The sequence below is a fragment of the Dyadobacter luticola genome (genome assembly GCF_005860805.1).
In the GTDB taxonomy this organism is placed as follows: domain Bacteria; phylum Bacteroidota; class Bacteroidia; order Cytophagales; family Spirosomataceae; genus Dyadobacter; species Dyadobacter luticola.
The window spans coordinates 800,084-824,679 of sequence record NZ_VCEJ01000004.1 but is presented as its reverse complement, the minus strand read 5'-3'; the positions used below and the strand labels follow the sequence as shown (position 1 = coordinate 824,679).

General features: G+C 47.2%; 21 protein-coding genes. 11 read left to right on the top strand and 10 right to left on the bottom strand.

Going from position 1 to position 24,596, the window contains the following annotated elements; genetic code table 11:
• Positions 1–73 precede the first annotated feature (73 nt).
• Entirely contained in the window at positions 74–1,921 is a 1,848-nt protein-coding gene (locus tag FEN17_RS14260) for an ABC transporter ATP-binding protein (protein WP_138366021.1), read from the top strand.
• Here the strand turns inward: FEN17_RS14260 and FEN17_RS14255 are convergent, their stop codons facing one another.
• The gene (locus FEN17_RS14255) at positions 1,922–2,392 is read right to left on the bottom strand and encodes a PaaI family thioesterase (RefSeq protein ID WP_138366020.1); all 471 of its coding nucleotides are present in this window, start codon (positions 2,390–2,392) and stop codon (positions 1,922–1,924) included.
• A gap of 161 nt (positions 2,393–2,553) precedes the next feature.
• On the opposite strand from FEN17_RS14255, the gene FEN17_RS14250 reads away from it, so the two are divergent.
• Positions 2,554–3,348, top strand: coding sequence for a phosphosulfolactate synthase (locus FEN17_RS14250; RefSeq protein ID WP_138366019.1), 795 nt, complete (start codon positions 2,554–2,556; stop codon positions 3,346–3,348).
• A 33-nt stretch (positions 3,349–3,381) separates the two neighbouring features.
• Complete coding sequence (locus tag FEN17_RS14245) at positions 3,382–4,038, top strand: DedA family protein (protein ID WP_138366018.1); 657 nt, start codon at positions 3,382–3,384, stop codon at positions 4,036–4,038.
• Between the two features lie 75 nt (positions 4,039–4,113).
• Here FEN17_RS14245 and guaB read toward each other — a convergent pair whose 3' ends face one another.
• Complete coding sequence (gene guaB, locus FEN17_RS14240) at positions 4,114–5,595, bottom strand: IMP dehydrogenase (RefSeq protein WP_138366017.1); 1,482 nt, start codon at positions 5,593–5,595, stop codon at positions 4,114–4,116.
• 206 nt (positions 5,596–5,801) lie between these two features.
• Between guaB and FEN17_RS14235 the strand changes: the two genes are divergently transcribed.
• From FEN17_RS14235 to FEN17_RS14215, 5 genes are all read left to right on the top strand, one after another.
• Positions 5,802–6,356, top strand: coding sequence for an RNA polymerase sigma factor (locus FEN17_RS14235; RefSeq protein ID WP_138366016.1), 555 nt, complete (start codon positions 5,802–5,804; stop codon positions 6,354–6,356).
• A 17-nt stretch (positions 6,357–6,373) separates the two neighbouring features.
• Positions 6,374–7,375: a FecR family protein gene (locus FEN17_RS14230; protein WP_138366015.1), complete on the top strand. Its 1,002-nt coding sequence runs from the start codon at positions 6,374–6,376 to the stop codon at positions 7,373–7,375.
• A 110-nt stretch (positions 7,376–7,485) separates the two neighbouring features.
• Complete coding sequence (locus FEN17_RS14225; protein ID WP_138366014.1) at positions 7,486–10,920, top strand: TonB-dependent receptor; 3,435 nt, start codon at positions 7,486–7,488, stop codon at positions 10,918–10,920.
• Between the two features lie 29 nt (positions 10,921–10,949).
• Positions 10,950–12,389, top strand: coding sequence for a RagB/SusD family nutrient uptake outer membrane protein (locus FEN17_RS14220; protein ID WP_138366013.1), 1,440 nt, complete (start codon positions 10,950–10,952; stop codon positions 12,387–12,389).
• A gap of 4 nt (positions 12,390–12,393) precedes the next feature.
• On the top strand, positions 12,394–12,813 hold the full coding sequence (locus FEN17_RS14215) for a hypothetical protein (protein WP_138366012.1): 420 nt from the start codon (positions 12,394–12,396) through the stop codon (positions 12,811–12,813).
• On the opposite strand, the gene FEN17_RS14210 is transcribed toward FEN17_RS14215, so the two are convergent.
• The 4 genes from FEN17_RS14210 to mutY all read right to left on the bottom strand — a co-directional run bounded on the left by FEN17_RS14210 (position 12,810) and on the right by mutY (position 17,107).
• Complete coding sequence (locus tag FEN17_RS14210) at positions 12,810–14,129, bottom strand: transporter associated domain-containing protein (protein ID WP_138366011.1); 1,320 nt, start codon at positions 14,127–14,129, stop codon at positions 12,810–12,812. The two genes, FEN17_RS14215 and FEN17_RS14210, sit on opposite strands and share 4 nt — an antisense overlap.
• Before the next feature lie 130 nt (positions 14,130–14,259).
• The gene (locus tag FEN17_RS14205; protein ID WP_138366010.1) at positions 14,260–14,739 is read right to left on the bottom strand and encodes a single-stranded DNA-binding protein; all 480 of its coding nucleotides are present in this window, start codon (positions 14,737–14,739) and stop codon (positions 14,260–14,262) included.
• 66 nt (positions 14,740–14,805) lie between these two features.
• Positions 14,806–16,011, bottom strand: coding sequence for a Gfo/Idh/MocA family protein (locus tag FEN17_RS14200; protein WP_138366009.1), 1,206 nt, complete (start codon positions 16,009–16,011; stop codon positions 14,806–14,808).
• Between the two features lie 16 nt (positions 16,012–16,027).
• A complete protein-coding gene (gene mutY, locus FEN17_RS14195; RefSeq protein WP_138366008.1) occupies positions 16,028–17,107 on the bottom strand; it encodes an A/G-specific adenine glycosylase in 1,080 nt (359 codons plus the stop codon).
• Positions 17,108–17,266: 159 nt separating this feature from the next.
• Here mutY and FEN17_RS14190 point away from each other — a divergent pair, with 159 nt between their 5' ends.
• The 3 genes from FEN17_RS14190 (at position 17,267) to FEN17_RS14180 (ending at position 20,264) form a co-directional block, all read left to right on the top strand.
• On the top strand, positions 17,267–17,572 hold the full coding sequence (locus FEN17_RS14190) for an HU family DNA-binding protein (RefSeq protein ID WP_138366007.1): 306 nt from the start codon (positions 17,267–17,269) through the stop codon (positions 17,570–17,572).
• A gap of 28 nt (positions 17,573–17,600) precedes the next feature.
• Positions 17,601–18,437, top strand: coding sequence for a tetratricopeptide repeat protein (locus tag FEN17_RS14185; RefSeq protein WP_138366006.1), 837 nt, complete (start codon positions 17,601–17,603; stop codon positions 18,435–18,437).
• Positions 18,438–18,701: 264 nt separating this feature from the next.
• The gene (locus FEN17_RS14180) at positions 18,702–20,264 is read left to right on the top strand and encodes an Rne/Rng family ribonuclease (RefSeq protein ID WP_171037926.1); all 1,563 of its coding nucleotides are present in this window, start codon (positions 18,702–18,704) and stop codon (positions 20,262–20,264) included.
• 19 nt (positions 20,265–20,283) lie between these two features.
• On the opposite strand, the gene FEN17_RS14175 is transcribed toward FEN17_RS14180, so the two are convergent.
• Genes FEN17_RS14175 through proB form a run of 4 tightly spaced genes read right to left on the bottom strand, consistent with a single transcriptional unit; the run spans position 20,284 to position 24,499 of the window.
• Complete coding sequence (locus tag FEN17_RS14175) at positions 20,284–21,111, bottom strand: enoyl-CoA hydratase/isomerase family protein (protein ID WP_138366005.1); 828 nt, start codon at positions 21,109–21,111, stop codon at positions 20,284–20,286.
• 30 nt (positions 21,112–21,141) lie between these two features.
• Positions 21,142–22,224, bottom strand: a complete 1,083-nt coding sequence (locus tag FEN17_RS14170) for a M20 family metallo-hydrolase (protein WP_138366004.1) — start codon at positions 22,222–22,224, stop codon at positions 21,142–21,144.
• Positions 22,218–23,468 carry a glutamate-5-semialdehyde dehydrogenase gene (locus FEN17_RS14165; protein WP_138366003.1) on the bottom strand — a complete coding sequence of 417 codons (1,251 nt, stop codon included), beginning with the start codon at positions 23,466–23,468 and terminating at the stop codon, positions 22,218–22,220. The genes FEN17_RS14170 and FEN17_RS14165 overlap by 7 nt, the downstream gene beginning before the upstream one ends.
• Entirely contained in the window at positions 23,468–24,499 is a 1,032-nt protein-coding gene (proB, locus tag FEN17_RS14160; RefSeq protein WP_138366002.1) for a glutamate 5-kinase, read from the bottom strand. Before proB ends, FEN17_RS14165 begins: the two co-directional genes overlap by 1 nt.
• Positions 24,500–24,596: the final 97 nt, after the last annotated feature.

Genomic DNA, 24,596 nt, shown 5'->3' with positions numbered 1-24,596 from the left:
CCGCGATTTGCCACAGCCGAACTTTTTCAAACCTTCCAGCGGTTTTCAGGTGTTCACCATTTACATTTCATCGTTGAGAAAAAGACCACCCAATCCGCCGGCAAAACCAGATCCGGCAACCTTGCCCTCCCTCAGAAAACGATTTTCAGCATTACAAAACCTGCCCCGGTTTTTCAAACTGGTATGGGAAACCAACCGTCTGCTGACCCTCAGCAACGTGTTTTTCCGGCTGCTCAAATCGGGCCTGCCGCTCCTTGTTTTATATATTGGCAAAGAAATCATCGACGAGGTGATCCGGCTGATGAACCATCAGACCAGCTCGCAACAATATCTCTGGATGCTGGTCGGGTCGGAGCTGGGGCTGACAATTGTCTCGGACTTGCTGAACCGCTGCATTAACTTATTTGATAGCCTGCTCGGTGACCTGGTCGCCAATAAAACGTCCGTGGACCTTGTTCACCAAGCAGCCCGGCTCGATTTATACCAGTTCGAAAATCCCATTTTTTACGATAAACTCGAAAGAGCGAGGCGGCAGACATCGGGCCGGACTGTTTTGCTTTCGCAGACTTTGGCGCAAATGCAGGACATTCTGACCCTGCTATCTCTCGGTGCAGGTTTGGTGCTTTTCAATCCCTGGCTGATATTGATTTTGATCATCGCCGTAATCCCGTCATTTATCGGTGAAACGCATTTTAACGAGAGAAGCTACTCACTTACGAGAAGCTGGACGCCCGAGCGGCGCGAGCTGGATTATCTGAGATACCTCGGTTCCAGTGCCGAAACTGCCAAAGAAGTGAAGGTATTTGGCTTGGAAAATTATCTCGCCGATCGCTTCAAATCTCTTTCCGACGAATATTTCGACGCCAACAAAAAGATAGCGATCAGCCGCGCTGGCTGGGGATATTTGCTGTCGGCAATCGGTACGCTGGCATATTATGGGGCTTATGTTTTTGTGCTTTTTCAAACATTATCCGGTGTCATCACCATTGGTACCATGACATTTTTATCGGGGTCTTTTCAACGAATGCACGGGATGTTGCAGGGTATCATGAGCCGGTTTTCAGGGATTGCGGAGGCGGCTTTGTATTTACAGGATCTGTTTGATTTTTTTGAAATACAACCTACTATATCTGCCAACGAAACCGGAAAAGTTGTTAATAAACCGATTACAAAAGGCATCACCTTCGAAAATGTCGGTTTTAAATATCCTGAGAATGATTTTTGGGCGCTTCGCAATCTTTCGTTTTCCATCAAACCCGGAGAAAAACTCGCGCTTGTCGGAGAAAATGGTGCGGGGAAAACAACATTGGTCAAGCTCCTGGCTTCACTTTACAAACCAACCGAAGGCCGCATTCTTATCGACGGGACCGACATTCAGGATTACCAGCTGGCCGATCTGCGTGCCAACATTGGTATCATTTTCCAGGACTATATCCGGTACGAAATGAGCGTTTCGGACAACATTGCGGTAGGTGACATTGCGAACATTGCGGACAAAACCGCGATCGCAAATGCGGCCGATATGAGCATGGCGCACGAGGTCATTTCAACATTGCCTAATCAATTCGATCAGGTTTTGGGTAAAAGATTCAAGGACGGAACCGAGCTGTCGGGCGGGCAGTGGCAGAAAATTGCGCTGGCGCGGGCTTACATGCGGAATGCGCAGATCGTAGTGCTCGATGAACCTACCTCGGCCCTCGATGCCCGCGCGGAGCATGAAGTTTTCAAACGTTTTTCAAGCCTGATTGAAGGAAAAATGGCGGTACTGATCTCCCACCGCTTCTCGACCGTAAGAATGGCCGACCGGATTTTATTTCTGGAAAAAGGGCGCATGTTAGAGTACGGCTCGCACGAAGAGCTTTTGATCCACGACGGGAAATACGCCGAGCTTTTTCATTTGCAGGCCGAAGGTTACCTTTAATTAAAAAGGAATTTTCAGGCTGGTCTGGATCAGGTTGCTGGCGCATTTGGCGATGATTTTGCCATGCACATCATGAATCGTGCCCTCCACGTGGATAATGTTCTTGCCCGCGCGGACCACTTTTGAGCTGGCGATAATGCTATCTCCTACCCTCGCTGCGTGCAGAAAATCGCAGTTCAGGTTGACGGACGTGTAGGCAAACTCGCGCCCCATCGCATACACCATCGTACCCATCACATCGTCTAGGATCGTCGCCGCGATGCCGCCGTGCAGGGTGCCCATCGGGTTGGTCATATCTTCTCGGACGGTATACGCTACCTCCATGTGGCTTTCGGTTACATTAAGCAGCTGGCCACGAAGCCACCGGCCTACCGGGGAAGGACTTTGATCCATCGTTTTCCCGACATATTGTTTCAAAAGGGCCAATCTTTTGTTTTCCTGATCGGGTACCGGGTTATTGTCGCTGGTCATGGTTTAATTGGGATGCAGATCTAGATTGATATTCCGAAAAATAGTAATTATCATAGAAATACCTAAGTAAGAGCGGCGATTGTATGGATTTAATTGCTAAGTTTTAAAGGTTATTACTACCTTTGCCGGAGTTTTTGCAAGAGATAAAAGCATACCCATATATGAATTTTACGTTATCGCAGGTTCCTGAGCGCTCCCAAAAACCACGTCAGAAGGGATTGACCATGGTGATGGATAAAGGCCTCAGTGTCAGGGAAACAGAAGATATGCTATCCACTGCCGCTCCCTATATTGATATCGTAAAACTGGGCTGGGCCACCTCCTTCGTCTCACCCAATCTGGACGAAAAACTGGCGGTCTATAAAAGTGCCAACATTCCCGTTTATTTTGGTGGAACCTTGTTTGAAGCCTTCGTAGTCCGGAACCAGTTTGACGATTACCGTAAGCTGCTCGACAAGTACGATCTGCAATATGCGGAGGTGTCCGACGGCTCTATCGAAATGGCCCAGGACGTTAAATGTGAATACATTCGCAAGCTGGCCAAGCAAGTTACGGTACTTTCAGAAGTCGGTTCCAAAGATGAAAATAAGATCATCCCGCCTTATAAATGGATCCAGCTCATCAAATCGGAATTGCAGGCAGGTGCCTGGAAAGTGATTGGTGAGGCGCGTGAATCCGGTAATGTCGGTTTGTTCCGCGCCAGCGGCGAAGTTCGTCAGGGATTGGTAGAAGAAATCCTGACAGAAATACCTTTTGAAAGCATGCTTTGGGAAGCGCCGCAAAAATCGCAGCAGGTATGGTTTGTAAAATTGCTGGGTGCCAATGTCAACCTTGGAAACATTGCGCCTTCCGAGCTGATCCCACTCGAAACAATACGTTTAGGCCTGAGAGGTGATACTTTCAATCACTTTTTAAATGCCAAAACGAAACAAAAATGGAAAATCGATTCTAAATAAATCAGCACATTATCACTTACCCAAAACGTAGCTATGGAATTTATTAAGCAGTTTATTGACATTTTCCTCCACCTCGACAAGCATTTGTTCGACATTGTTCAGGAGTACGGGACATTGACTTACCTTATTCTTTTCCTGATTGTTTTCACAGAAACTGGCCTGGTCATCATGCCGCTTCTGCCCGGCGATTCACTTTTGTTTGCCGCAGGCGCCATCGCTGCCAACCAGGATACCGGCCTGAATGTCTGGCTCATCATCCTTATTCTGATCGTCGCAGCTTTGCTGGGCGATAATGTCAATTATTTTATTGGTAAAAGATTCGGCGGGGAGATCAAGAAACGTGAGCGGATACTCTTCCTGAAAAGAGAATATTTGGAGAAAACCGAAGCATTTTACGAAAAACATGGCGGTAGTACGGTTATCATGGCACGTTTCATCCCGATCGTTCGCACGGTGGCACCATTTGTAGCAGGCGCAGGAAGTATGAATTACTCCAAATACATTGTGTTCTGTATCATCGGCGCACTCCTCTGGGTACCCGCATTAACATTGCTCGGCTTTTTCTTCGGAAACATGGAGATCGTGAAAAAGAATTTCGAGCTGGTTATTTTCGGTATCATCGGAATTTCTATTCTCCCAATGATTTTTGGCTATTTTAGAAGCAGATTCGCCAAGCCGACAGCCGCGTAATCCTGTTTTTGAATAAAATACAAAGCCCCGCAACATTGAATGCTGCGGGGCTTTCTTATTTACCAATGTTCGATCTTACGATTTCGAAGAATAGTTTGGTGCTTCTTTCTGGATCATAATATCGTGCGGGTGGCTTTCCTTCACACCGGCAGAAGTGATTTTCACGAACTGTGCTTTTTGCAAAGTAGCAATATCGCCCGCTCCGCAGTAGCCCATACCGGCTTTCAAGCCGCCAACCATTTGATATACAATTTCAGAAACCTTTCCTTTAAACGGTACCCGGCCCACAATCCCTTCCGGAACCAGCTTTTTGATATCATCCTCGGCATCCTGGAAATAACGGTCTTTTGAGCCGTCCTCCATCGCTTCCACCGAGCCCATACCACGATATGCCTTGAACTTCCGGCCTTCGTAAATCACGATTTCGCCTGGCGCTTCATCGCTACCAGCCAGCATAGAGCCGATCATGATCGTGCTTGCGCCGCCAGCCAATGCTTTGGTCATATCTCCTGAAAAGCGGATACCACCGTCGGCGATCACCGGAACATCCGGGTAAGTGTCTTTCAATGCATCAGCCGCCCACATGACCGCAGTCAGCTGAGGAACACCAATACCGGCGATGATACGTGTGGTACAGATACTTCCGGGTCCAACTCCTACTTTTACTGCGTCCGCTCCGGCTTCTGCCAGTGCCAGCGCCGCTGCGCCGGTCGCAACGTTACCTGCAATCACGTCCAATTTAGGATATGCTGCTTTTACTGATTTCAATGCATCGATGACGCCTTTTGAATGTCCGTGCGCTGTATCAAGACTGACCACGTCAACACCGGCTTTTACCAGCGCCTCTACCCTTTTCAGTAAATCAGGGGTAACACCTACCGCGGCACCTACGCGCAACCTGCCATATTCGTCTTTGCAGGCATTCGGGTGGGATTTGCGTTTCAGTATATCCTTATACGTGATCAAACCGGTGAGACGGTACTCTGAATCGACGATCGGAAGTTTTTCAATTTTGTATTCCTGCAAGATATGCTCTGCGTCGTCGAGCGACAAACCGTCGGATGCGGTGATGAGATTGTCCTTGGTCATGATCTCCGTCACGGGCTTGGACATTTCCTTTTGGAAGCGCAAATCGCGGTTGGTAAGGATACCGATCAGCTTGTGATGGTTGTCGATCACCGGGATACCGCCGATCTTGAATTCGCGCATGATCTGGTGCGCATCGCCTAGGGTTGCCGTGTCGGATAATGTAATCGGATCGAGGATCATGCCGCTTTCCGAACGTTTCACTTTCCGGACCTGCTCGGCCTGGGCTTCGAGGCTCATATTCTTGTGAATAATGCCAATTCCGCCTTCCTGGGCCATCGCGATGGCCAGCTCGAATTCGGTTACGGTGTCCATAGCAGCGGAAACAACAGGAATGTTGAGTTCGATGTTACGGCTCAGTTTTGTTTTGGTAGTCGTATTGCGAGGAAGAATTTCTGAATAACCTGGTACTAGAAGAACGTCGTCGTAAGTGAGGGCCTCGAAGAGGACTTTGGATGGGTCTGTGCTCATAGCAAATAAACGATTGTTATTTGCAGGGCAAAATTAACAAAAACTTTGCAGCAGAACAAAATTTTTAAGCTTTGCCAAATATTAAATTTTTAAGAATGCTACCTGAAATCATTATTTTTAAAAATTATTAAAAATATCATAAAACAGTTTAGGGATTATTGCCGCTTCTTTGACTATACCTTTGTATTCTACTTGACGGAATCAGAATGAAGCCAATATTTACCGACGAACAACTGGTAACTCAGCTCTCAGAAGGCAGCAAAAGTGCGTTTGGGGAGATTTATGAGCGTTATTGGTACAAGCTGTTCTGCATTTCGTATCACCAGATCGGATCGAAGGAAGAGGCGGAGGAATTGGTGCACGATTTATTTGAAAGTGTTTGGAAAAGAAAAAATGAGAGCAGCATTGGCCACCTGAGTTCTTACCTGGTAATTGCGCTTAAACATTTGATTACCAATCACATTAAATCAAAAATCACCTGGCGAAAATATCAGGAATACATTCTCCTGAACAAAATGCAGGAAATTTCTTCGACCGAGGAAAATATTCAGTTTAATGATCTGTCGGAAGCGATTGACCGGGCGATGAAAAAGCTGCCGGAGAAGACGAGTCGCATTTTCCAGCTAAGCCGATTTGAAAACCAGTCGGTGAAGAACATTGCCAAGGAGCTGCACATTTCCGAAAAAGCGGTGGAGTACCACATTACCCGCTCGCTGAAAGTTTTAAAAGACAATCTGTCGATCTATCATACAGATAATTAAGGATTTAGCCTGACAAAATGAACCAGTACGATTTCCAAAAAACCTTAAACAAGTATCTCACAGGGCAGCATACGCCCGAGGAGGAGGAATTTATTCTGGAATATTTGAAAACAAATCCTTTGAGCGAAGAGGCGGTTTTTGAAACGGAAAAAGACGTAATCGGGAAGCGTATCAAGCGAAAACTTTTTGCCAGCGTTTTTGGTAAGTCTCTGGTGATGAGGCTGGCACCTTGGATGGCGGCCGCGGCTTCGGTGCTGATCGTGGCAGGCAGCTGGTATTTTTTTACAAGAAAAAACAATACAGAAACGATTGCCGAGCTGGATAGCAACGTCAGCACGGGCGTTTTTGAAATTAAAAATACTTCGGAAAAACCGCAGCAGGTACCGCTGGAAGATGGCAGCGTGGTGATCCTGAAAAAAAACAGCAGCATTAGCGTCCCCGAACATTTCGGCCGGCAGCACCGCCTGGTTTACCTCCACGGCGAAGCATTTTTTCAGATCAAAAAAGATCCGTCGAAACCATTTATCGTTTCGACCGGCAGCCTGATGACAAAGGTTTTGGGGACGAGTTTTTCGGTAAAATCCTATGACGAATCGGCTTCCGTGGAAGTGCAGGTGAAGACCGGAAGGGTTTCAGTTTACGAAGGCGCGGTGACGAAATCGGCCAATAGAAATGGGGTGATCCTGACGCCAAATCAAAAGATTGTTTTTGATAAAAAGTCAAAGAAAATGTCGTTGTCCATCATTGAAAATCCCCTGCTGATCATTCCTGCGAATGAAACGGCGCATGGTTTTTCTTTTTCGGACGTGCCTGTCAAAGATGTTTTTTCAGCCCTGGAAAAATCGTATGGGATCGATATCGTGCTCGAAAACGATACCGCCGATTCCTGCCTTTTTACGGGAGACCTGAACGGACTGAGTATGTTTCAGCAGCTCGACCTGATCTGCAAGTCGGCCAACATTTCGTATGAAAGACGGGGTACGGCTTTGTTTGTTGAGGGTGCTGGTTGTGTTAATTAGTTTAAAAAAATGGCGATGATGCTCGAACATCACCGCCAGACGAATGCTGTTGATTACCAACAGTTTCGGTTGTTGCTTTTGCGTTGCGTTTCACAAAAACCTTTAAAAATATGCATAAAAAAATACCCCTCAAAAGGGTTGTTTACAAGGTCATGAGTACTACGGTTAAACAACTGATCATTGCCATATTATGCTGCGGCATGTCGCTGGCCAATAACCTCCATGGGCAGGAACTGCTCACCAAGGAGATTTCATTAAAGGTTGAGTCTGTTGAGATCAAAAAAGTCCTGCAAATGATTGAGAAGCAGGCAGATGTAAAATTTGTTTACAGCACGTCGAGCATTCAGGGTGCGCAGAATACCAGTTTGAAAGAAATCAAAGGCCCGCTCAACAAGGTCCTCGACCAACTGCTGACGCCGCTCAATGTGTCTTATGAAGTGGTTGGGACTTCCAGGATCTTGCTGCGAAAAAAGCCTTCAGGCCCAACCAGTAGCGCCGGATCGGCTGCGCCGCAACTCGAAATAGCAGACCGGAACATTACCGGCAAGGTCCTCGACGAAAAGGGTGTAGGGCTGCCAGGCGTAAATATTCTGCTGGTTGGGACGCAACAAGGTACTTCTACCAACGAAAACGGCGAGTACCGGATCACGGTACCGGACGCGGGCGGCACATTGAAATTTTCTTTCATCGGCTATGTAAGTCAGGAAGTGGCGGTGGACAAAGACGTGATCAATGTTTCACTGGCACCCGATGTGAGCGCTTTGAAAGAAGTGGTGGTAGTAGGTTATGGTACGCAGGAGAAGAAAGATGTGACTGGCGCGGTATCTTCCGTAAAGGGCGCTGATTTTCAGAATCTGCCTTCCGGTGGTGCGCAACAGGCTTTGCAGGGACGCGCGGCGGGTGTAAACATTGTGCGTAATGGTGGTGCGCCGGGCGACGCAGGTTCCATCCAGATCCGCGGTTTTGGTACGGTCAACAATTCTTCGCCGCTGGTGGTGATCGACGGGATACCTGCCGGTACTATGAATGATGTGAACCCGAATGACATTGAATCGATTGAAATCCTGAAAGACGCCTCAGCCTCAGCGATCTACGGAACGCGTGCAGCAAATGGTGTGATTTTGATTACCACTAAAAGAGGCAAGTTCGACGCGCCGATTTCGGTCACATTGAATGGTTATGTGGGTGTTACAAACCGCATTAAAACACTGGATGTACTGACTGCGCCCCAGTTGGCCCAAATCAAGCGGGAAGCGTATACCAATGATGGTTTGCAGGTTCCCGACATCTGGAATGATACAAAATACCAGACGCAGCTGACCAACTGGCAGGATGAACTTTTGAAACAAGGCGTGACCCGGAATTACGATGCGTCACTTCGCGGCGGCGGCAAATATTCGTCTTTTGCCATTTCGGGCGGCTACTATAATGAGGATGGTATTATCGGTAAATCGAATTACACGCGGTATACATTCCGTATCAATTCGGATCATAAAATCGGTTCACGGATCAAAATCGGGCAGAATTTACAGTTTACCAATACTCATAATGTTGGCCCCGATACGCAATCTTCACAAACCGGTCTGCTTTGGAGCGCGATCCGTTTTCATCCTGGTTTGCCTGTTAAAAATGCGGACGGATCTTACGGTTCTACCCAGGGTCTGGGTGCATTTGGTGACATTAACAACCCGATTTTTACAGTTGACACACAGGATAAGGACAATGTCCGCAACCGTTTTCTGGGAAACGTGACGGGAGAGCTGGAAATCGTGAAAGGTTTGAAACTCCGCGCCAACCTGGCGATGGACGCGACTTTTTCTGAAAGCCATACTTTCGACATTAAGATCAATGATCAGTTCAGGACGAACTCTTACAACCAGCTGAGCCTGGGGCACGATAAGGCCTGGTCGTTTTTGCAGGAATATTTCCTTTCTTACGACAAACAGTTTGGCAAACATTCGCTGAGCGTAGTGGCGGGTTATACTTCCCAGACATTCAATGATATCTATTCCAACCAGTGGGGACGTGATTTTTCAAGCGAGGATCCATCGCTCCGCTACATGCAGTATGCCGGTACGATTGTGTCGGTTCCCCTCAATAACGGTGGAAACGGCAGCAGGAGCTATGACGCGCTGGCTTCGTTTTTTGGCAGGGTAAATTACTCTCTCAATGATCGTTACCTCTTCACAGCGACGATGCGTAGCGACGGTTCTTCCAAATTCGCGCCCGGAAATCAGTGGGGTGTTTTCCCGGCATTCTCGCTGGGATGGAGACTTTCGGAGGAAGATTTCTTCAAAAATGCACTGCCGATGTTCAGCAACTTCAAGCTGACGGGCGGCTGGGGACAGCTGGGTAACCAGAATGTCGCTTCCCTGCAATATCTCGCTTTGATCAACTCTACTTACCGCTACGCTTTCGGAAATGGCGGCGTGCAAAACCAGGTTTCTGGCTCGGCACAAAGCAGGCTGGCAAACCTCAACATTGGCTGGGAAACTGCTGAAATGAGCAACTTCGGGCTGGAAGCCGGTTTGTTCAAAAACAGCCTTTATTTTTCTGCTAACTATTTTATCAAGGATACCAAGAAAATGCTGCTGGCGCCGCCGTCGATCGGTACCATCGGAACAGCTACGATTCCTGACCAGAACATTGGCCAGCTGAGAAACCAGGGGCTTGAACTGGAAGCTTCTTACCGCCACACGGTGGGTGACGTGACATTCAATGTGAGTGGTAATGCGACTTTTATCAAAAACAAAATCACCAAGTTGGCTACGCCGGGTGGATTTTTGGCGACGCAGCTATATGGTCGTGGTCAGCAGGAAATTGTACGGACTTATGAAGGCCATCCTTACGGTACTTTTTACGGATACAAAACCGCAGGTATCTATCAAAATCAGGGAGAGATCGATTCAGATCTTAACATTGCAAACGATTCCCGCAAAACCGACGGACAGATCATGCCGGGCGATGTGCGCTTTGTGGATTTGAATGGTGACGGTGTTGTGGATGATCAGGACCGGACCATTATCGGAAGCCCGCAGCCTAAAATCAACTACGGATTTTCGGCCGGAGCCAATTATAAAGGATTTGACCTGACATTGTTTTTCGTAGGTGTAGGCGGTTCCAAAATTTATAATGCCGACCGTATGCAGGGCCTCGACGCCAGCTATTCTTTCAATTTGTATGCCGATGAGCTGAACCGCTGGACGCCGCAAACTCCGGGCAACACGATTCCGCGCGTGAGCATCAACAACTCCAACCGGAATTTCAGGCCTTCGGATTTGTTTGTGGAAAAAGGCGATTACCTGCGTTTGAAAAACCTGACACTGGGCTATACCATTCCTAAAAATGCGATCAGCAAGCTGAAAATGTCGCAGGCGCGGGTGTATGTGACAGGTCAGAACATTATCACTTTTACCAAATACTCAGGATTGAATCCGGAGTTGGGATATGTGGGTAGTACCAATACGTACAGCCAGCTGAATGTGGATTACGCGCAGTATCCTTTGGCGCGGACCTGGACTATCGGAGCTACCATTTCATTCTAACCCACCGTTCAGATTTATACCGAAGAATCATGAAAAAGATAACCATACTAGCTTCCTATATCATCCTCGCAGCATTGACGGGTTGCGACGATCTGCTTGAAACAACCCCGTACGGGACCGTCACTTCCCAGCAATACTGGCGAAATGGTGATGACGTGGTGGCTGCCGTAAATGCAGTTTATTCCCCGCTGCTGGACGAAGACGGTTTTGCGCATACCGAGTATACATTCGATAACTGCTCGGACGATATGAACCGCGCCGGTGACCACTCGGATGAAACTTCGCTGGAAATGTTCACCTTCGACGCTTCCAACTCGCACATCCTGGCAACCTGGAAAACCAAATATGAGGTGATTTCACGCGCCAATGCAGTTTTGATCAATGCGCCGAAAGTGGATATGGACGAAACATTGCGCAACCGCAGCATGGGCGAGGCCTATTTCCTGAGGGGATTTGTATACTGGCGACTTTCGCTGATTTATGGCGAGGTACCTATTTTGCTGGAAGACGATGCACTGGCTTTGAATTTCAATAAACCAAAATCAACCTTAGCGGAAGTTCGGGCGCAGGCAGAAGCGGATTTCCTGAAAGCGGCAGCATTACTGCCTGTTTCTTACAGCGATGGCGAGGCGGGCCGCGTGACGCAAGGTTCGGCTTACGGCTTTTTGACCAAATTGTATGTGTACCAGGAAAACTGGGCGAAGGCGATCGAGGCGAGTACAAAAGTCACTTCGAATGCTGCGTATAAACTGGCAACCGGATTTAACCAGAACTTCGAGCTGGCTACGGAAAACAACCCCGAAATCCTGTTTTCGCTGCAATACGAAACCGGCTGGACGACGGATAACTCTCCCACTTTTTACCACACGCCGCAGGCATTTGGTGGCTGGGGCTTCCACGAACCGATCCAGGATCTGGTCAATGAATATGAAAAAGGCGATCCAAGGAAAGCTTCCTCCATTTTCAGCCCGGGTGATGTGGTAGATCGCAAAGCAGCTGGTAAAGAGACTTTTACGAAAGATATGACAAGGGTTACCGGTTATGCTTTCAAAAAATACACGCAGTTTGCTGATAATGGCGATATGAGCCAAAGTTTGAATGCGCCGTTTTTGAGAACAGCGGATGTTTATTTGCTGGCTGCGGAAGCTAAGATCCGCTCCGGCGCAAATGGTGATGCCGAACTGAATGTGGTGAGAAAACGTGCCGGACTTACCGCGATCACCAATGCAACAATGAAGAACATTATGCACGAAAGGCGCGTGGAGCTGGCAGGCGAAAACGAACGCCACCAGGATTTAATGCGCTGGGATAAAGCGGGTTTGATCGACATTGTGGCACATTATAAAATCGATCGCGGCCCGAACAAGCCGCCGCGTAATTTTGTAAAACCCAAACATTACTATTTCCCGCTGCCGCAGCGTGAGGTGGATTTGAGTAACGGTACTTTGATTCAAAACAGTAACTATTGATCTTTTGAAAAAAAGCATCACCTTATTAATGTTCCTGAATGTCTTTTTTGCGGGTTGCTCCTCCCGTGAAAAAGACATTCAGGGTTTATGGAGAACCGATTCCATTTCCAATTTTGCAAATGGTTTCAGTTTTACCAACGATACCAAAGATGCGCATTGGTCCTACTTCGACTACCGCGCCGATGGAACCCTATTTGAAAGAAGAAAAGGCGAGTACCGGAAATCGAAGTACAAATTCGTATCCGCGGATTCGCTGGTGTACCTGGATTCTACCGGAAAAGTGGCGAATGGTTATAAGATCTTGAAGCTGGATAGCAGGAATCTGATTTTGAAGAAGGAGCAAAAACCTTATTTTTCGGGTAAAAACCAACATTTATACGAGATCCGGTATTTTTCAAAAGCCGATCCGAACATTAAAAATTAGCTGCCTACCAGCACGCGGACTTTCTTGATCCGCTTCTTATCCGCCGACTGCACCTTGAATGTCACATTGCGGTGCGTGGCAATCTCGCCGGTCCGCGGAAGTCTTGAAAACAGTTCGAGCAGTAATCCCGCAAGCGATTCACTATTTCCCCTTACCTCCTCGAAATAATCGCTTTCAATGTTCAGAATCCGGCAGAGGTCGCTGATAAGTACCTTACCTTCAAAAACATAGGTATTCTCATCGACCTGCGTGAAGTTCACCTCGTCGTCCTCGTCGTATTCATCATTGATATCGCCGAAGATTTCCTCGATAATGTCTTCCAAAGTGATCAGCCCACTCGTGCCGCCATACTCATCCACGACGATCGCCATGTGCACGCGCCGGTTTTGGAAATCCTTCATCAGATCGTCCAGACGCTTACTTTCGGGAATAAAATAAACCGGCCGGATCAGTTTCTGCCAGTTGAAAAACTCATCCTGATGAATGTGTTGCAAAAGATCTTTCACGTTCAAAATCCCCTCAACATGGTCCAGATCATCCCTGAAAATCGGCACCCGCGAGTAGCCCGATTTATTGATCTTATCCATCAGTTCATGAAAATCCAGCTCAATGTCAAAGGCAGTAATGTGCAGCCGGGCCTGCATGGCTTTCTTGGCATTTGTCTGCCGGAAGTTGGCCAGGCCGCGTAAAAGATCGGTTTCTTCCTCGCTTTCGGCTTTGGCTTCCAGCATTTCGGTGGTCACCTCAGCACCTTCCGGCGTCAATACACCGGCTGCGTAGCCAAGCTTCATGACCGGCTGGGTGAGCGGGCGGCAAACTTTGATGAGAAACTGGGTGAGGCCGGTAATTCGGGGAATAAATTCGTTGGCGCGCCTCGCACTGTTATATCTGACAATCGCGTCGAGCCAGATCCAGAGCGCCAGCGAGCTGAGAATAATGATTCTTGTGATCTGATTATCATTCAATTGCAATTGGTTCCAGGCGAGATGCGCGGCGAGAATAAGCGCCACGAGCGTAATCGCCCGCTGGACCAGGGATAGAGAAAGCTGCTGAATCCGGGTCGGCAAGTGGCTTTCGCCCTCGTTTTTACGTTCCCAGGGATTTTCCAGAGCGCCGGAAGCTGCATAAGCGGCACGGATGCCGGAAAGAAAAAGCGAAATAAGAAGGAAAATTACGACGATGATCAGGTCGTAGGGAGCAAGGAAATCAACGGGTATCATAACCCCTGCGAATATGGGTTGCGTACTTTTTGGGGAAATCAAAATCCCCGTACGCGTTCGGGCAAGCGGATCGTCACTGTCTGCTGTTTCTTTCACGAAGTTGGAAAAAACGTTATTAATAGAGATTTTATAATCTAAATGTAATTATTCTGGTTCAAAAACAGTAGCGATTTCTTGCCAAAACCATTTTTGTTTTAAAATCTCTATTAATGTTCCTGTCAATCATTTAGAAAGGCAGATCGTCGTCGTCATCGCTTCCGGCTGCCAGTGACGGGGGTATCGGATCGGATGGTCTCGCAGATTGATTGCCGCGCGGTGCGCTGGATTGCTGCTGGTATCCCTGGTTGCCGTCTCCCTGTCCGCCTGAGCCGGATGGTCCGCCGAGCAGTGTCATGCTGTTGGCGCGGATGGTGACGCCGGTTCGCTGCTGACCTTCCTTATCGGTCCAACTGTCGGTACGGATGCGGCCTTCGATGTACACCTGGTTGCCTTTTTTCAGATATTTTTCGGCCACTTTGGCGAGTCCTTCCCAAAGTTCAATGCGGTGCCACTCGGTGTTATCTACGCGCTCGCCGCTTTTGTTGGTATAAGATTCGGTCGTCGCAATGTTGAATTTCGCTACTGCCGAGCCGCTTTCAAGATATCGTACTTCCGGGTCGCTGCCCAGGTTACCGATTAAAATCACTTTGTTAACGCTTCCTGCCATGGTCTTTTGATTGTGGATGTTTATTGATGCCTCCTTTAAAATAGAATGATAAATGTAAAGGATTTTCTAAATGTCCTGCTCGAAAATTTTGCCTGTCGCCTTGTCTTTTAAAATCAGTTTATTGCGGCCATCGTGCGTAACTTCCTGTTTGATAAGGTAATATTTCTCATCATAAGAAACATAGTTTGAAGGTTTTTCAACCCCTTCCCTACCCCGCCACACCGGCAGCTCCACTTTTTCCCAGAGTTTGGTTTTGGCCGACTTATATGCTGCGTCTATCACCGCATTCACAATGTAACCGTCATAGAATGTCTCCGCCGGCTCTTTTCCATTTTCAACGGAATTAAACATGTCGGTAAACATGTGGTTATAGCCTAGGTCATTCACCTCGTCCCCCACCGGAAACAGCCAACCGGTATTGCTTTCGGCTTTTTCGGCCACATATTCCTCTCCGGTTCCATCGGGATTTTGGCCCGTGGTGAACATTTCAAAACCAGTCCGGAGAAAGTTATTGATCCAGATCGTACCCTCCGTACCCATCACCTCGTCCCGCAAATCCATCCCGCCACGGAATGTCCAGCTCACCTCAAACTGCCCGATCGCGCCGTTTTCATATTTGACCAAAGCAATCGCGTGGTCCTCAGCATCAATCGGTTTCACCTGCGTATCCGCCCAGCACATTACTTCTACGGGCTTGATATCTTTTCCAATAAAATTCCGTGAAATCTCAATGCAGTGGCAACCCAAATCCAAGATACAGCCGCCGCCGGCCTGCTCGATATCCCAAAACCACTCACTATGCGGCCCGGGATGCGCCTCGCGGGATTTTGCCCAGATAATGCGGCCCAGCGAGCCATTTTTCACACTTTCAAGCGACTTCAAAAACTTGGGCGTGTAACAAAGATCTTCGAGGTAACCTGCGAAAATCCCGGCTTCCTCGGCCGCCTTCATCATTCTTAATGCTTCCTCGCCATTCCGTCCGAGTGGTTTGGTCGAAACCACCGCCTTCTTATGTTTGGCACAAAGCATTACCGCCTCTTCATGAATGTTATTGGGCAGCGCAATGCAAACCATATTCACCTCCGGATTGGCGATCACTTCCTCCATATTGGAAGACCAAAAATCACAGCCATAATCTGCCGCAAATTTCTTCGCACTCTCCTCCCGCCGCGCATAAATCGCCACCACCCTATCGCGCCCGCGCTGACCATGAATAGATTCCGCATAAAAACGTCCGATAAAACCGGAACCCAACATTGCTATTTTTTGCATAAACATTCGGTTTACATTATATATAAGCCTGCTCTTTGAGTAGCATGTCGATCAGGATAGGTTTGGGAAGTTCCTCAACCTGATCTTTGGTATAAAAAGCCAGTCCGGGAGGTAAATCTATTGCTTCCGGTTCCGAAATTTCGATCCACCAAAAATGGACGTTGAGACGCTGGTGTGTGAGAATGTGGGTGTAAAGCTTTGGGACGTCTGTGATTACGCCTTTTGAGAGTAGATCGGCGAGAAAAGGATCATTCAAAAATTCATCGGGAGAATCGGAAAGGGTTGCTGATTCGTGAAGATAAAAATCATAAAGTCCCTGCCAGATATCCTTGCTACCCCGCTCTTTCATGGCCAGCATGCCATTTTGCTCGATCACAAAATAATTGAGAAACCGCTGCCTAACTTTCAATTTTTTGGCTTTTACCGGCAGCTCCTTTTGCATATTAAATTCAAAAGCAAAGCAGATATCATTAAAAGGACAAACCGGGCAATCGGGGTTGGCAGGCACACATTGCATCGCCCCGAACTCGATCATGGCCTGGTTATAAGTCGCCGGGTCTTCATGAGAAATCAGTTTAGCGGCGATCGCAAGAAATTCCTTTTTTCCTTCGTTACTCAATATATCCGATTTGATTCCGAAGATCCGCGCCATCACCCGGTACACATTGCCATCGATGGCCGGAACCGCCTCGCCGTAAGCAAATGATGCGATAGCCGCTGCCGTGTAAGTCCCCAGCCCCTTCAATTTGGAAAGTACTGCTGCCGTGGACGGAAATTTCCCTTCAAAATCATTCACTACCTGCCGTGCCGTGAAATGCATGTTCCGGGCGCGGGAGTAATAACCGAGCCCCTGCCAGAGCCGAAGCACATCTTTTTCATCAGCCGCGGCCAGATCAAAAACGGTGGGATATTGAAGCAGGAATTTTTCGTAATAAGGCGTCCCCTGGGCGACTCTGGTCTGCTGGAGAATGATTTCCGAGAGCCAGATTTTGTAAGGATCAGTGATCTGGCGCCATAGCAGCGGGCGGTGGTTCCGGAGGTACCATGATTTTAGTTTTTTGTTAAAATCAACTACCTCAAAATGATCCGGTATCATAATAAATGCACTTATGTATGCTGTTTTTTAACCAATTAGAAAAAAAATGAAAACGCCATCCTTTTAAGTTCTGGTAAAATTACCGTACCTTTGTGTTCCCAAATTTCAGAGGAGTAAGTAAATAAATGAAATAATATCCACTTAAAGTAAACAATCAAAGTGACTAAGGCAGACGTAATCGCACAGATTTCTGAAAAAACAGGTGTTGACAAGGGCGACGTTCAGCAAACGCTGGAATCATTCTTCACCGTGGTAAAGGACTCACTTTCTGAGGGAGAGAACCTTTATGTTAGAGGTTTTGGTAGTTTTATCAATAAAAAACGTGCAAAGAAAGTTGCCCGCAATATCTCGAAAGGTACTTCCATGATTATTGACGAGCACTTTGTACCGAGCTTCAAGCCTGCCAAAGTTTTCGTAGAGCAGGTAAAAGAAAGTGACAAACTGAAAGCAGTCGCTGAAAAGTAATTTACCTGAGAAGGTTGAGTTATAATTTATGAAAAAATCCATTTTCCTTTCCTGCGTGCTTGCAGTTGCACTTGTTGGGACACTTTTCAGTCTTCCAAAAGTCGTTGTAAACACGAAAGGCAAAGAGGTGGACAAGGAAAGGAGTCAGACGGCAGCTACGTCTACAACGTCTGACTCCTCTCCTGAAATCAAGCATGAAGCGGCCTTGTCAGCGGATCAGCAGGCAACGATCGATCAACTGAAAACCAGCTTCGCTAACGCGGGCGAAAAAGAGAAGGCTGCCGCCGGGTTAAAATTGTCGGACAAATTTGTAGAGCTTCAAAAATTTGACAGTGCTGCATTTTACGCTGAGAAAGTTGCCCTTTTAAGCCCCTCCATCGAAAACCTTGTCCGTACCGGCGACCGTTATTATGAAGCCTACGGATTTGCCGTAGATGAAAAGAAAGCGAAAGTGCTGGGAAACAAGACCCGTGAGTATTACCAAAAAGCACTTGACCAGAATCCTGGATTATTGGCCGCAAAAGCCAATATGGCAATGACTTACGTCAATACAGAAAACCCGATGCAGGGTATTCTGATGCTACGGGAAGTGATTGACACAGACCCGACGAACGAACTGGCTTTGTTCAACCTGGGGATCTTATCCATGAGATCTAATCAATATTCAAAAGCTGCTGACAGGTTCAGACAGATTTTAACCAATAACCCTGCAAACAGTAAGGCGAAGTTTTACTTAGGACTTTCGCTGGTTGAGCTGGGAGATAAAGAGCAAGCCGGCAAAGTACTGGCAGAGGTTAAGAAGGAAGAAAAAGACCCGGTTATCCAACAAGCTATTACTGAGCTGGAAGGCCGTCTGAACAACTGATCATCATTACAATAAGAAAATTATTTTTTTATTATAAACGACATAATTTATGCCTTGCGGAAAAAAGAGAAAGAGACATAAGATTTCCACTCACAAGAGAAAGAAAAGACTTAGAAAGAACAGACATAAGAAGAAATAAATAAAATGACCGGACTTTTTGCGAAGATCCGGTCATCCTTTCTTCACCTAAGATCTAATGCCCGCTTATTCTGAAAAGCAGGAGGTTAATTATCAACATTATATAGCCATTCAGTTGGTTGAACATTGAGTAACGAATTACTAATCAATTCTACTCAAAAGGGAGAGCGTATAGCCCTTTTGCAGGATAAACGTCTTTTAGAATATCACGTCGAAACTCCGGACCAAAGCTTTACAGTGGGAGATATCTATCTCGGAACTGTACGCAAGCTGGTAGCCGGGCTGAATGCAGCATTCGTAGATGTCGGTTTTGAAAAAGATGCATTTCTGCATTACCTGGATTTAGGTCCGAACATTAACTCTCTCAACAAGCTTACCAAGGACGTTATTTCAAAAAGGGCCACTTCGGGCAAATTGAATAACTTCAAGATGGAACCTGAGATCGAAAAGCTCGGGAAAATCGATAAAGTCCTTTCTAAAAACCAACCTATTCTTGTCCAGATCGTTAAGGAGCCAATTTCTACAAAAGGCCCACGTTTATCCTGCGACATTTCCATTGCCGGCCGCTACATTGTGCTGGTACCTTTTTCCAATTCGGTAAACCTTTCCAAAAAAATTACCGATAAGCAGGAAAGAAACCGTCTGCAACGTTTAATGTCGTCGATCAAGCCTGCCAACTTCGGTGTGATTATCCGTACTGTCGCTACCGGCAAAGACGTAGACGAGCTGAACCGCGATCTGCAGGATTGTCTTGACAAGTGGGAAAACGGTATCAAAGCCCTGCGTGACGCCAAGCCGCGCGACCGCGTGATCGGTGAAATGAACCGCGCTTCCTCGATTATCCGTGATATGCTGAACGAGTCTTTTGACAGTATTACGGTGGATTCGCGGGAAGTTTATGATGATATCAAAGCCTATATACACAACATTGCCCCTGATAAAGAGAACATTCTAAGACTTCACTCGGGCAAGAACAAGATTTTTGAACAATTTGGTCTCGAAAAACAGATCAAATCCTTGTTCGGGCGCTCCGTCAGCCTTCCAAACGGCGGGTACCTGATTATTGAACATACTGAGGCACTGCACGTTATTGACGTCAACAGTGGTAATAAATCCAATTCCGAGGAAGACCAGGAGGCTACGGCACTGAGCGTCAACCTGGAAGCGGCCAAGGAAATTGCGCGCCAGCTGCGGCTGCGTGATATGGGCGGTATCATCGTTGTCGATTTTATTGATATGAAGAAGGCGGAAAACAAACGCGTTCTCTTCGATACGATGCGTGATGAAATGAAGGGCGACCGCTCAAAATATACGGTTCTTCCGCTTTCGAAATTTGGCTTGTTGCAAATCACACGTCAGCGTGTGCGGCCGGAGATGAACATTGTCACCCGCGAAACCTGTCCAACCTGCGGCGGTACTGGGACAATTCAGGCGAGTATCCTGGTTTCTGATGTCATCGCAAATAACCTCGATTACATTCTCAGCAAGCAAAATGAGCGTGGAATCACGATTTCACTGCATCCTTTCCTGCATTCTTATTTTACGAAAGGCATTATTTCCGAGCAGGTCAAATGGTTTTTCCATTACAAAACCTGGGTTAAACTGACGAAAGACAGTTCCTTGGGCGTAGTAGATTTCAAATTCCACAACCGCTACGGGGAGGAAATCGAGATTGTGCCTGTGAACTAAGTTTGGAAATTTCCCGAGGCTATTTCCCTTTCCAGATTGGGGCCCTTTTTTCTTTAAAAGCCAAAGCCCCTTCTTTTGCATCTTCTGTTTTAAGGAGTAAATCCAGCTGATATTTCAAAAAAATGTGGCGTTTACTCGCGTCGATTTCCCTCGTGTGGCGCAGTGCAGATATGCCAGCCTGAATTGCCAGCGGCGCATTTTGGTTGATTAGCTCAGCAAGCGTGCTCACTTCCGAATCAACATTCTCTTTTGAAACGAGTTGAGTCACCAGCCCCATTTCAAATGCTTCCTGCGAAGTATAGCTACGGCCGGTTATAGCCATTTCCAAAATTTTGCGGTCCGAAATAATCGGTATCAGCGAAGCCATCACTTGCATGGGCCAGATACCTCTTTTCACTTCCGGCAAACTGAAAGCAGCGGTATCAGTGGCAAAAACGAATGTGCAACCGCAAATGACAAGAAAGCCGCCAGCCAGCACCGGGCCGGTTACTTTCGCGATGGTAGGTTTGTGAAGGTTTTCAAATGCTTCCCCCAGCCTGGCTTCTTCCCGAATTTTTGGTAAAGTAGGATTTTTGATGTCAGCCGAGCTATCGTGAAAGGCATTTAAATCGGCTCCTGCGCAGAAAACCGGACCTTCGGCATTAATGATCACACACCGAATTTCCGGATAATAATGTGCAAATGCCAATGCATAAATGATTTCCTCCGCCATGGTCGGCGTAAAAGCATTGCGCTTTTCAGGACGGTTTAGCGTAATTGTAAAGATGTGACCGGACAATGCAGTTTTGATATACAAAAACTCCACCGATTCAAAAGACCTGATATCTTCTTGCGTATAAAATTGCATATCGATCTTGCAGGTTGGTTAAAGTCCTGATTACCGGGTCACTACGCCTTCCAGCATGGTAATGTATTGCTTGATACCTTCCTCAATCTCACGCATATAAATAAACTCATCCGCGCTATGTGACCTGGCAGAATGTCCCGGACCCATTTTCAAAGAGGGACAATCAAGGAGTGCCTGGTCAGACGTAGTTGGCGATCCGTAAGCTGTCCTACCGAGTTTCAAACCTTCCAGCACGATCGGGTGATCCATCGGAATGCTGGATGGCCGCAGGCGGATCGATCTTGCAATAACTTCCGACTGAATGTTGGCCTGAATCTCAGCAATCACCTCTTCGAGCGTGTATTGATCGGTGACCCGCACGTCGATTGTGAAGGTACAGGCATCGGGAACAACATTGTGCTGTGTACCCGCATTGATGATCGTCACCGACATTTTCACCGGACCTAATGTGGGCGAAACTTTCGGAAATTGGTGATTGATGATCCAGCTGATATCTTTCAATGCTTTGTAAATCGCATTATCGCCTTCCTCCCTCGCTGCATGCCCGGATTTTCCTTTGGCGACGCAATCCAGTACCAACAACCCTTTTTCCGCGACAGCCAGCTGCATTTCGGTAGGCTCACCGACAATCGCGAATGATATCTCGGGTAACTCAGGTACTACGGTTTCCAAGCCTTCTTTTCCTGAAATTTCCTCCTCGGCCGTAGTCGCGATTGCAACATTATAGGTTAGATCTTCTCTCTCAAAAAAATAGCAAAAAGTAGCGACCAGCGACACCAGGCAGCCACCGGCGTCATTACTTCCTAAACCGTACAACTTATCCTCTTCCACAATCGCCTTGAAAGGATCGAGCGTCCAGGACTTATTGGGTTTTACGGTATCGTGATGGGAATTCAGCAAAACGGTTGGTTTCGCAGGATCAAAATGCCGGTTGAAAGCCCAAAGGTTGTTTTTTTTCTGCTGAAAAGGGATTTGCTTATTGGTAAAAAACGCAGCGATCAAAGCGGCTGTATTTGCCTCTTCCTTGCTGAATGAAGGTGTTTCAATCAGGGTTTTCAAAAGCGCGATCGCCTCTTGTGTCAATATCTGTATGTCCTCAGAAACTTTTACCATCTTACCTGTCCGTCACCTTTAACAATCCATTTTTCTGTAACCAGCTTTTCCAGCGCAAAGGGTCCGCGCGCATGCAATTTTTGGGTAGAAATCCCGATTTCTGCACCTAGCGCAAACACACCGCCATCTGTAAAACGTGTTGACGCATTGGCATATACTGAGGCAGCATCCACTTCTTTCAAAAACGTTTCAATCGCCTGCTCATCCGTAGAAACGATCGCTTCCGAATGTCGCGAGGAATACGTTTCAATGTGTTTCAAAGCTTCATCCAATCCTTCTACCACTTTGATTGAACATTTAAAGTCCAGGAACTCCTTCCCAAAATCGTCGGGAGCTGCTTTTTGCAAAAAAGGATAACCGGCAGCCTGCAAGATAGCAAACGAGGGTTCGTCTGCAAAAACTTCCACATTCCACTTCGTAAATCCGTCTTTCAGCTTCGGCAAAAAACGCTCCGCCACAGCCCGGTCAACCAAAACGGTGTCCAGCGCATTGCAGGCCGAAGGTTTCGAAACTTTCGCATTGACCACAATGTCAGCACCTTTATCCAGATCGCCGGTTTGTTCGATATAAGTATGACAAACTCCTGCACCGGTTTCAATGGTAGGCACCAAAGAATTTTGTCTTACAAACTTAATCAGGCCTTCCGAGCCCCTGGGAATGATAATGTCCACATACTGTGTCGCAGTAAGCAGCTCGCCTACAAACTCGCGACCGGTTGGCAGCAAAGTAACCGCCGCCGAGGGCACCCCGAATTCTGCCAGCGTTTCATGAATCAGCGATACCAGGTAGGTATTTGAGAAATGTGCCTCCTTCCCACCTTTCAAAACGCAGGCATTGGCCGAGCGAAGACAAAGTGAAGCTACATCGATGGTAACATTCGGCCGGGACTCGTAAATCACCCCTACTACACCGAGCGGTACCGCTATTTTTTTTAGGGAAAGCCCCTGTTCGATGGTTTTATTCAGAAAAACTTCGCCGGTAGGATCGGGCAAGGCTGCGACGTCCAGCAGACTTTGGGCTAAATCTTTAATCCTTTTTTCATTGAGCAACAACCGGTCCTTTTTTGGATCTGCGTCGTCCATGGATGCCAAATCTTTTTGATTTTCCGCGATAATGTTGGCAGTATTCGCCAAAACGCGGGTTGAAAGAGATTTCAGCAAATCTGCCCGCTGCTGGTCCGAAAGCCTCCGGACTGCCGCCGAAGCCTCGCGCGTCTCTTTAAGTATTGGGATGATCGATTCCATTATAAAAGCACGATATCATTGGCATGCGCCACTTCAAAATTCAATGTTTTCAGGTTTTTACGGATTGCCGCCGAGTTTTCCCTGGCCCGTGCCACGGCGATCATTTCGCCGGTAGGGGAATATATTTCAATGACTTCACCGGATTCAAAATCACCGGTAACATCGGTGACGCCCACAACCAGCAGGCTTTTCCTTTTCAAAATCGCTTTTGCCGCGCCTTCATCCACCTGCAATGTTCCTGAAACAAGCCCACCACTACCAAGCCACCTGTTTCTGGCAGATAATGTACTTTTACCCGCCTCGATCACTGTTCCCGCATCTCCTTCCAAAGCTTTCAGCAGTTCATCTTTTTGGTTCATCCCAAAAATCACAACCCTGATCGCCATCCTCGAAGCGAGCTTTGCAAAGGTTAGCTTGGAGGCCATTCCCCCTAGCCCAAGAAACGATTTATCTGTTTTTACAAACTTAAAAACTTCGTTCACATTGGATACGTTCCGCAGTATCTGCCCCTCTTCATCGAGCAGGCCGCCCACCGAAGTACAGAACATCAAAGATTCGGCACCAAAACCCACGGCGAGCAATGTTGCCAATTCATCATTATCGGAAAACTTCAATTCCCGGTCACTGACAACATCATTTTCGTTAACGATCGGGATGATATCATTATCCCAAAGTTCTTCAAACGTGTCTTTCAGCTGCAAAAATTTATCCCTGTTTGCAAAATGTTGCCTTTCACAAAGACTTTGGGCAATGTATATTTTGTTGGGCGCAAAATGTGCTGCGTACAAACCTACCAAAAGCGGATTCCCGACGGATGCAGCCGCTTTCCGCTGCGTCATTGTGCCTTTGTAGTCCTGAATGTAAGACTTACCAGCACCCACGGCACCCGATGAAACAATGATAATGCGGTATCTAGAATGGATTTCTGAAACCTGCCGCGCGATTTCCGAAATGATCCGCACGTCGGGCTCACCGGAGGGAAGCGTGATGGAGGCCGTCCCGAATTTGATGACAAGTATGGATTTCGACACTTTTTACTAAAATAATCAGCACCCGGCCAGAAGCGTAAATGCTGGAATTGGAGGCCAAAAGTAATAATATTTCAAAGGAAACGAGCTTCGATCGCCG

Excerpts from the sequence above, each read along its gene's own strand:
- FEN17_RS14255 (WP_138366020.1), bottom strand. The coding sequence starts at position 2,392 with ATGACCAGCGACAATAACCCGGTACCCGATCAGGAAAACAAAAGATTG.
- FEN17_RS14250 (WP_138366019.1), top strand. The coding sequence starts at position 2,554 with ATGAATTTTACGTTATCGCAGGTTCCTGAGCGCTCCCAAAAACCACGT.
- FEN17_RS14245 (WP_138366018.1), top strand. The coding sequence starts at position 3,382 with ATGGAATTTATTAAGCAGTTTATTGACATTTTCCTCCACCTCGACAAG.
- guaB (WP_138366017.1), bottom strand. The coding sequence starts at position 5,595 with ATGAGCACAGACCCATCCAAAGTCCTCTTCGAGGCCCTCACTTACGAC.
- FEN17_RS14235 (WP_138366016.1), top strand. The coding sequence starts at position 5,802 with ATGAAGCCAATATTTACCGACGAACAACTGGTAACTCAGCTCTCAGAA.
- FEN17_RS14230 (WP_138366015.1), top strand. The coding sequence starts at position 6,374 with ATGAACCAGTACGATTTCCAAAAAACCTTAAACAAGTATCTCACAGGG.
- FEN17_RS14225 (WP_138366014.1), top strand. The coding sequence starts at position 7,486 with ATGCATAAAAAAATACCCCTCAAAAGGGTTGTTTACAAGGTCATGAGT.
- FEN17_RS14220 (WP_138366013.1), top strand. The coding sequence starts at position 10,950 with ATGAAAAAGATAACCATACTAGCTTCCTATATCATCCTCGCAGCATTG.
- FEN17_RS14205 (WP_138366010.1), bottom strand. The coding sequence starts at position 14,739 with ATGGCAGGAAGCGTTAACAAAGTGATTTTAATCGGTAACCTGGGCAGC.
- FEN17_RS14200 (WP_138366009.1), bottom strand. The coding sequence starts at position 16,011 with ATGCAAAAAATAGCAATGTTGGGTTCCGGTTTTATCGGACGTTTTTAT.
- mutY (WP_138366008.1), bottom strand. The coding sequence starts at position 17,107 with ATGATACCGGATCATTTTGAGGTAGTTGATTTTAACAAAAAACTAAAA.
- FEN17_RS14185 (WP_138366006.1), top strand. The coding sequence starts at position 17,601 with ATGAAAAAATCCATTTTCCTTTCCTGCGTGCTTGCAGTTGCACTTGTT.
- FEN17_RS14175 (WP_138366005.1), bottom strand. The coding sequence starts at position 21,111 with ATGCAATTTTATACGCAAGAAGATATCAGGTCTTTTGAATCGGTGGAG.
- FEN17_RS14170 (WP_138366004.1), bottom strand. The coding sequence starts at position 22,224 with ATGGTAAAAGTTTCTGAGGACATACAGATATTGACACAAGAGGCGATC.
- FEN17_RS14165 (WP_138366003.1), bottom strand. The coding sequence starts at position 23,468 with ATGGAATCGATCATCCCAATACTTAAAGAGACGCGCGAGGCTTCGGCG.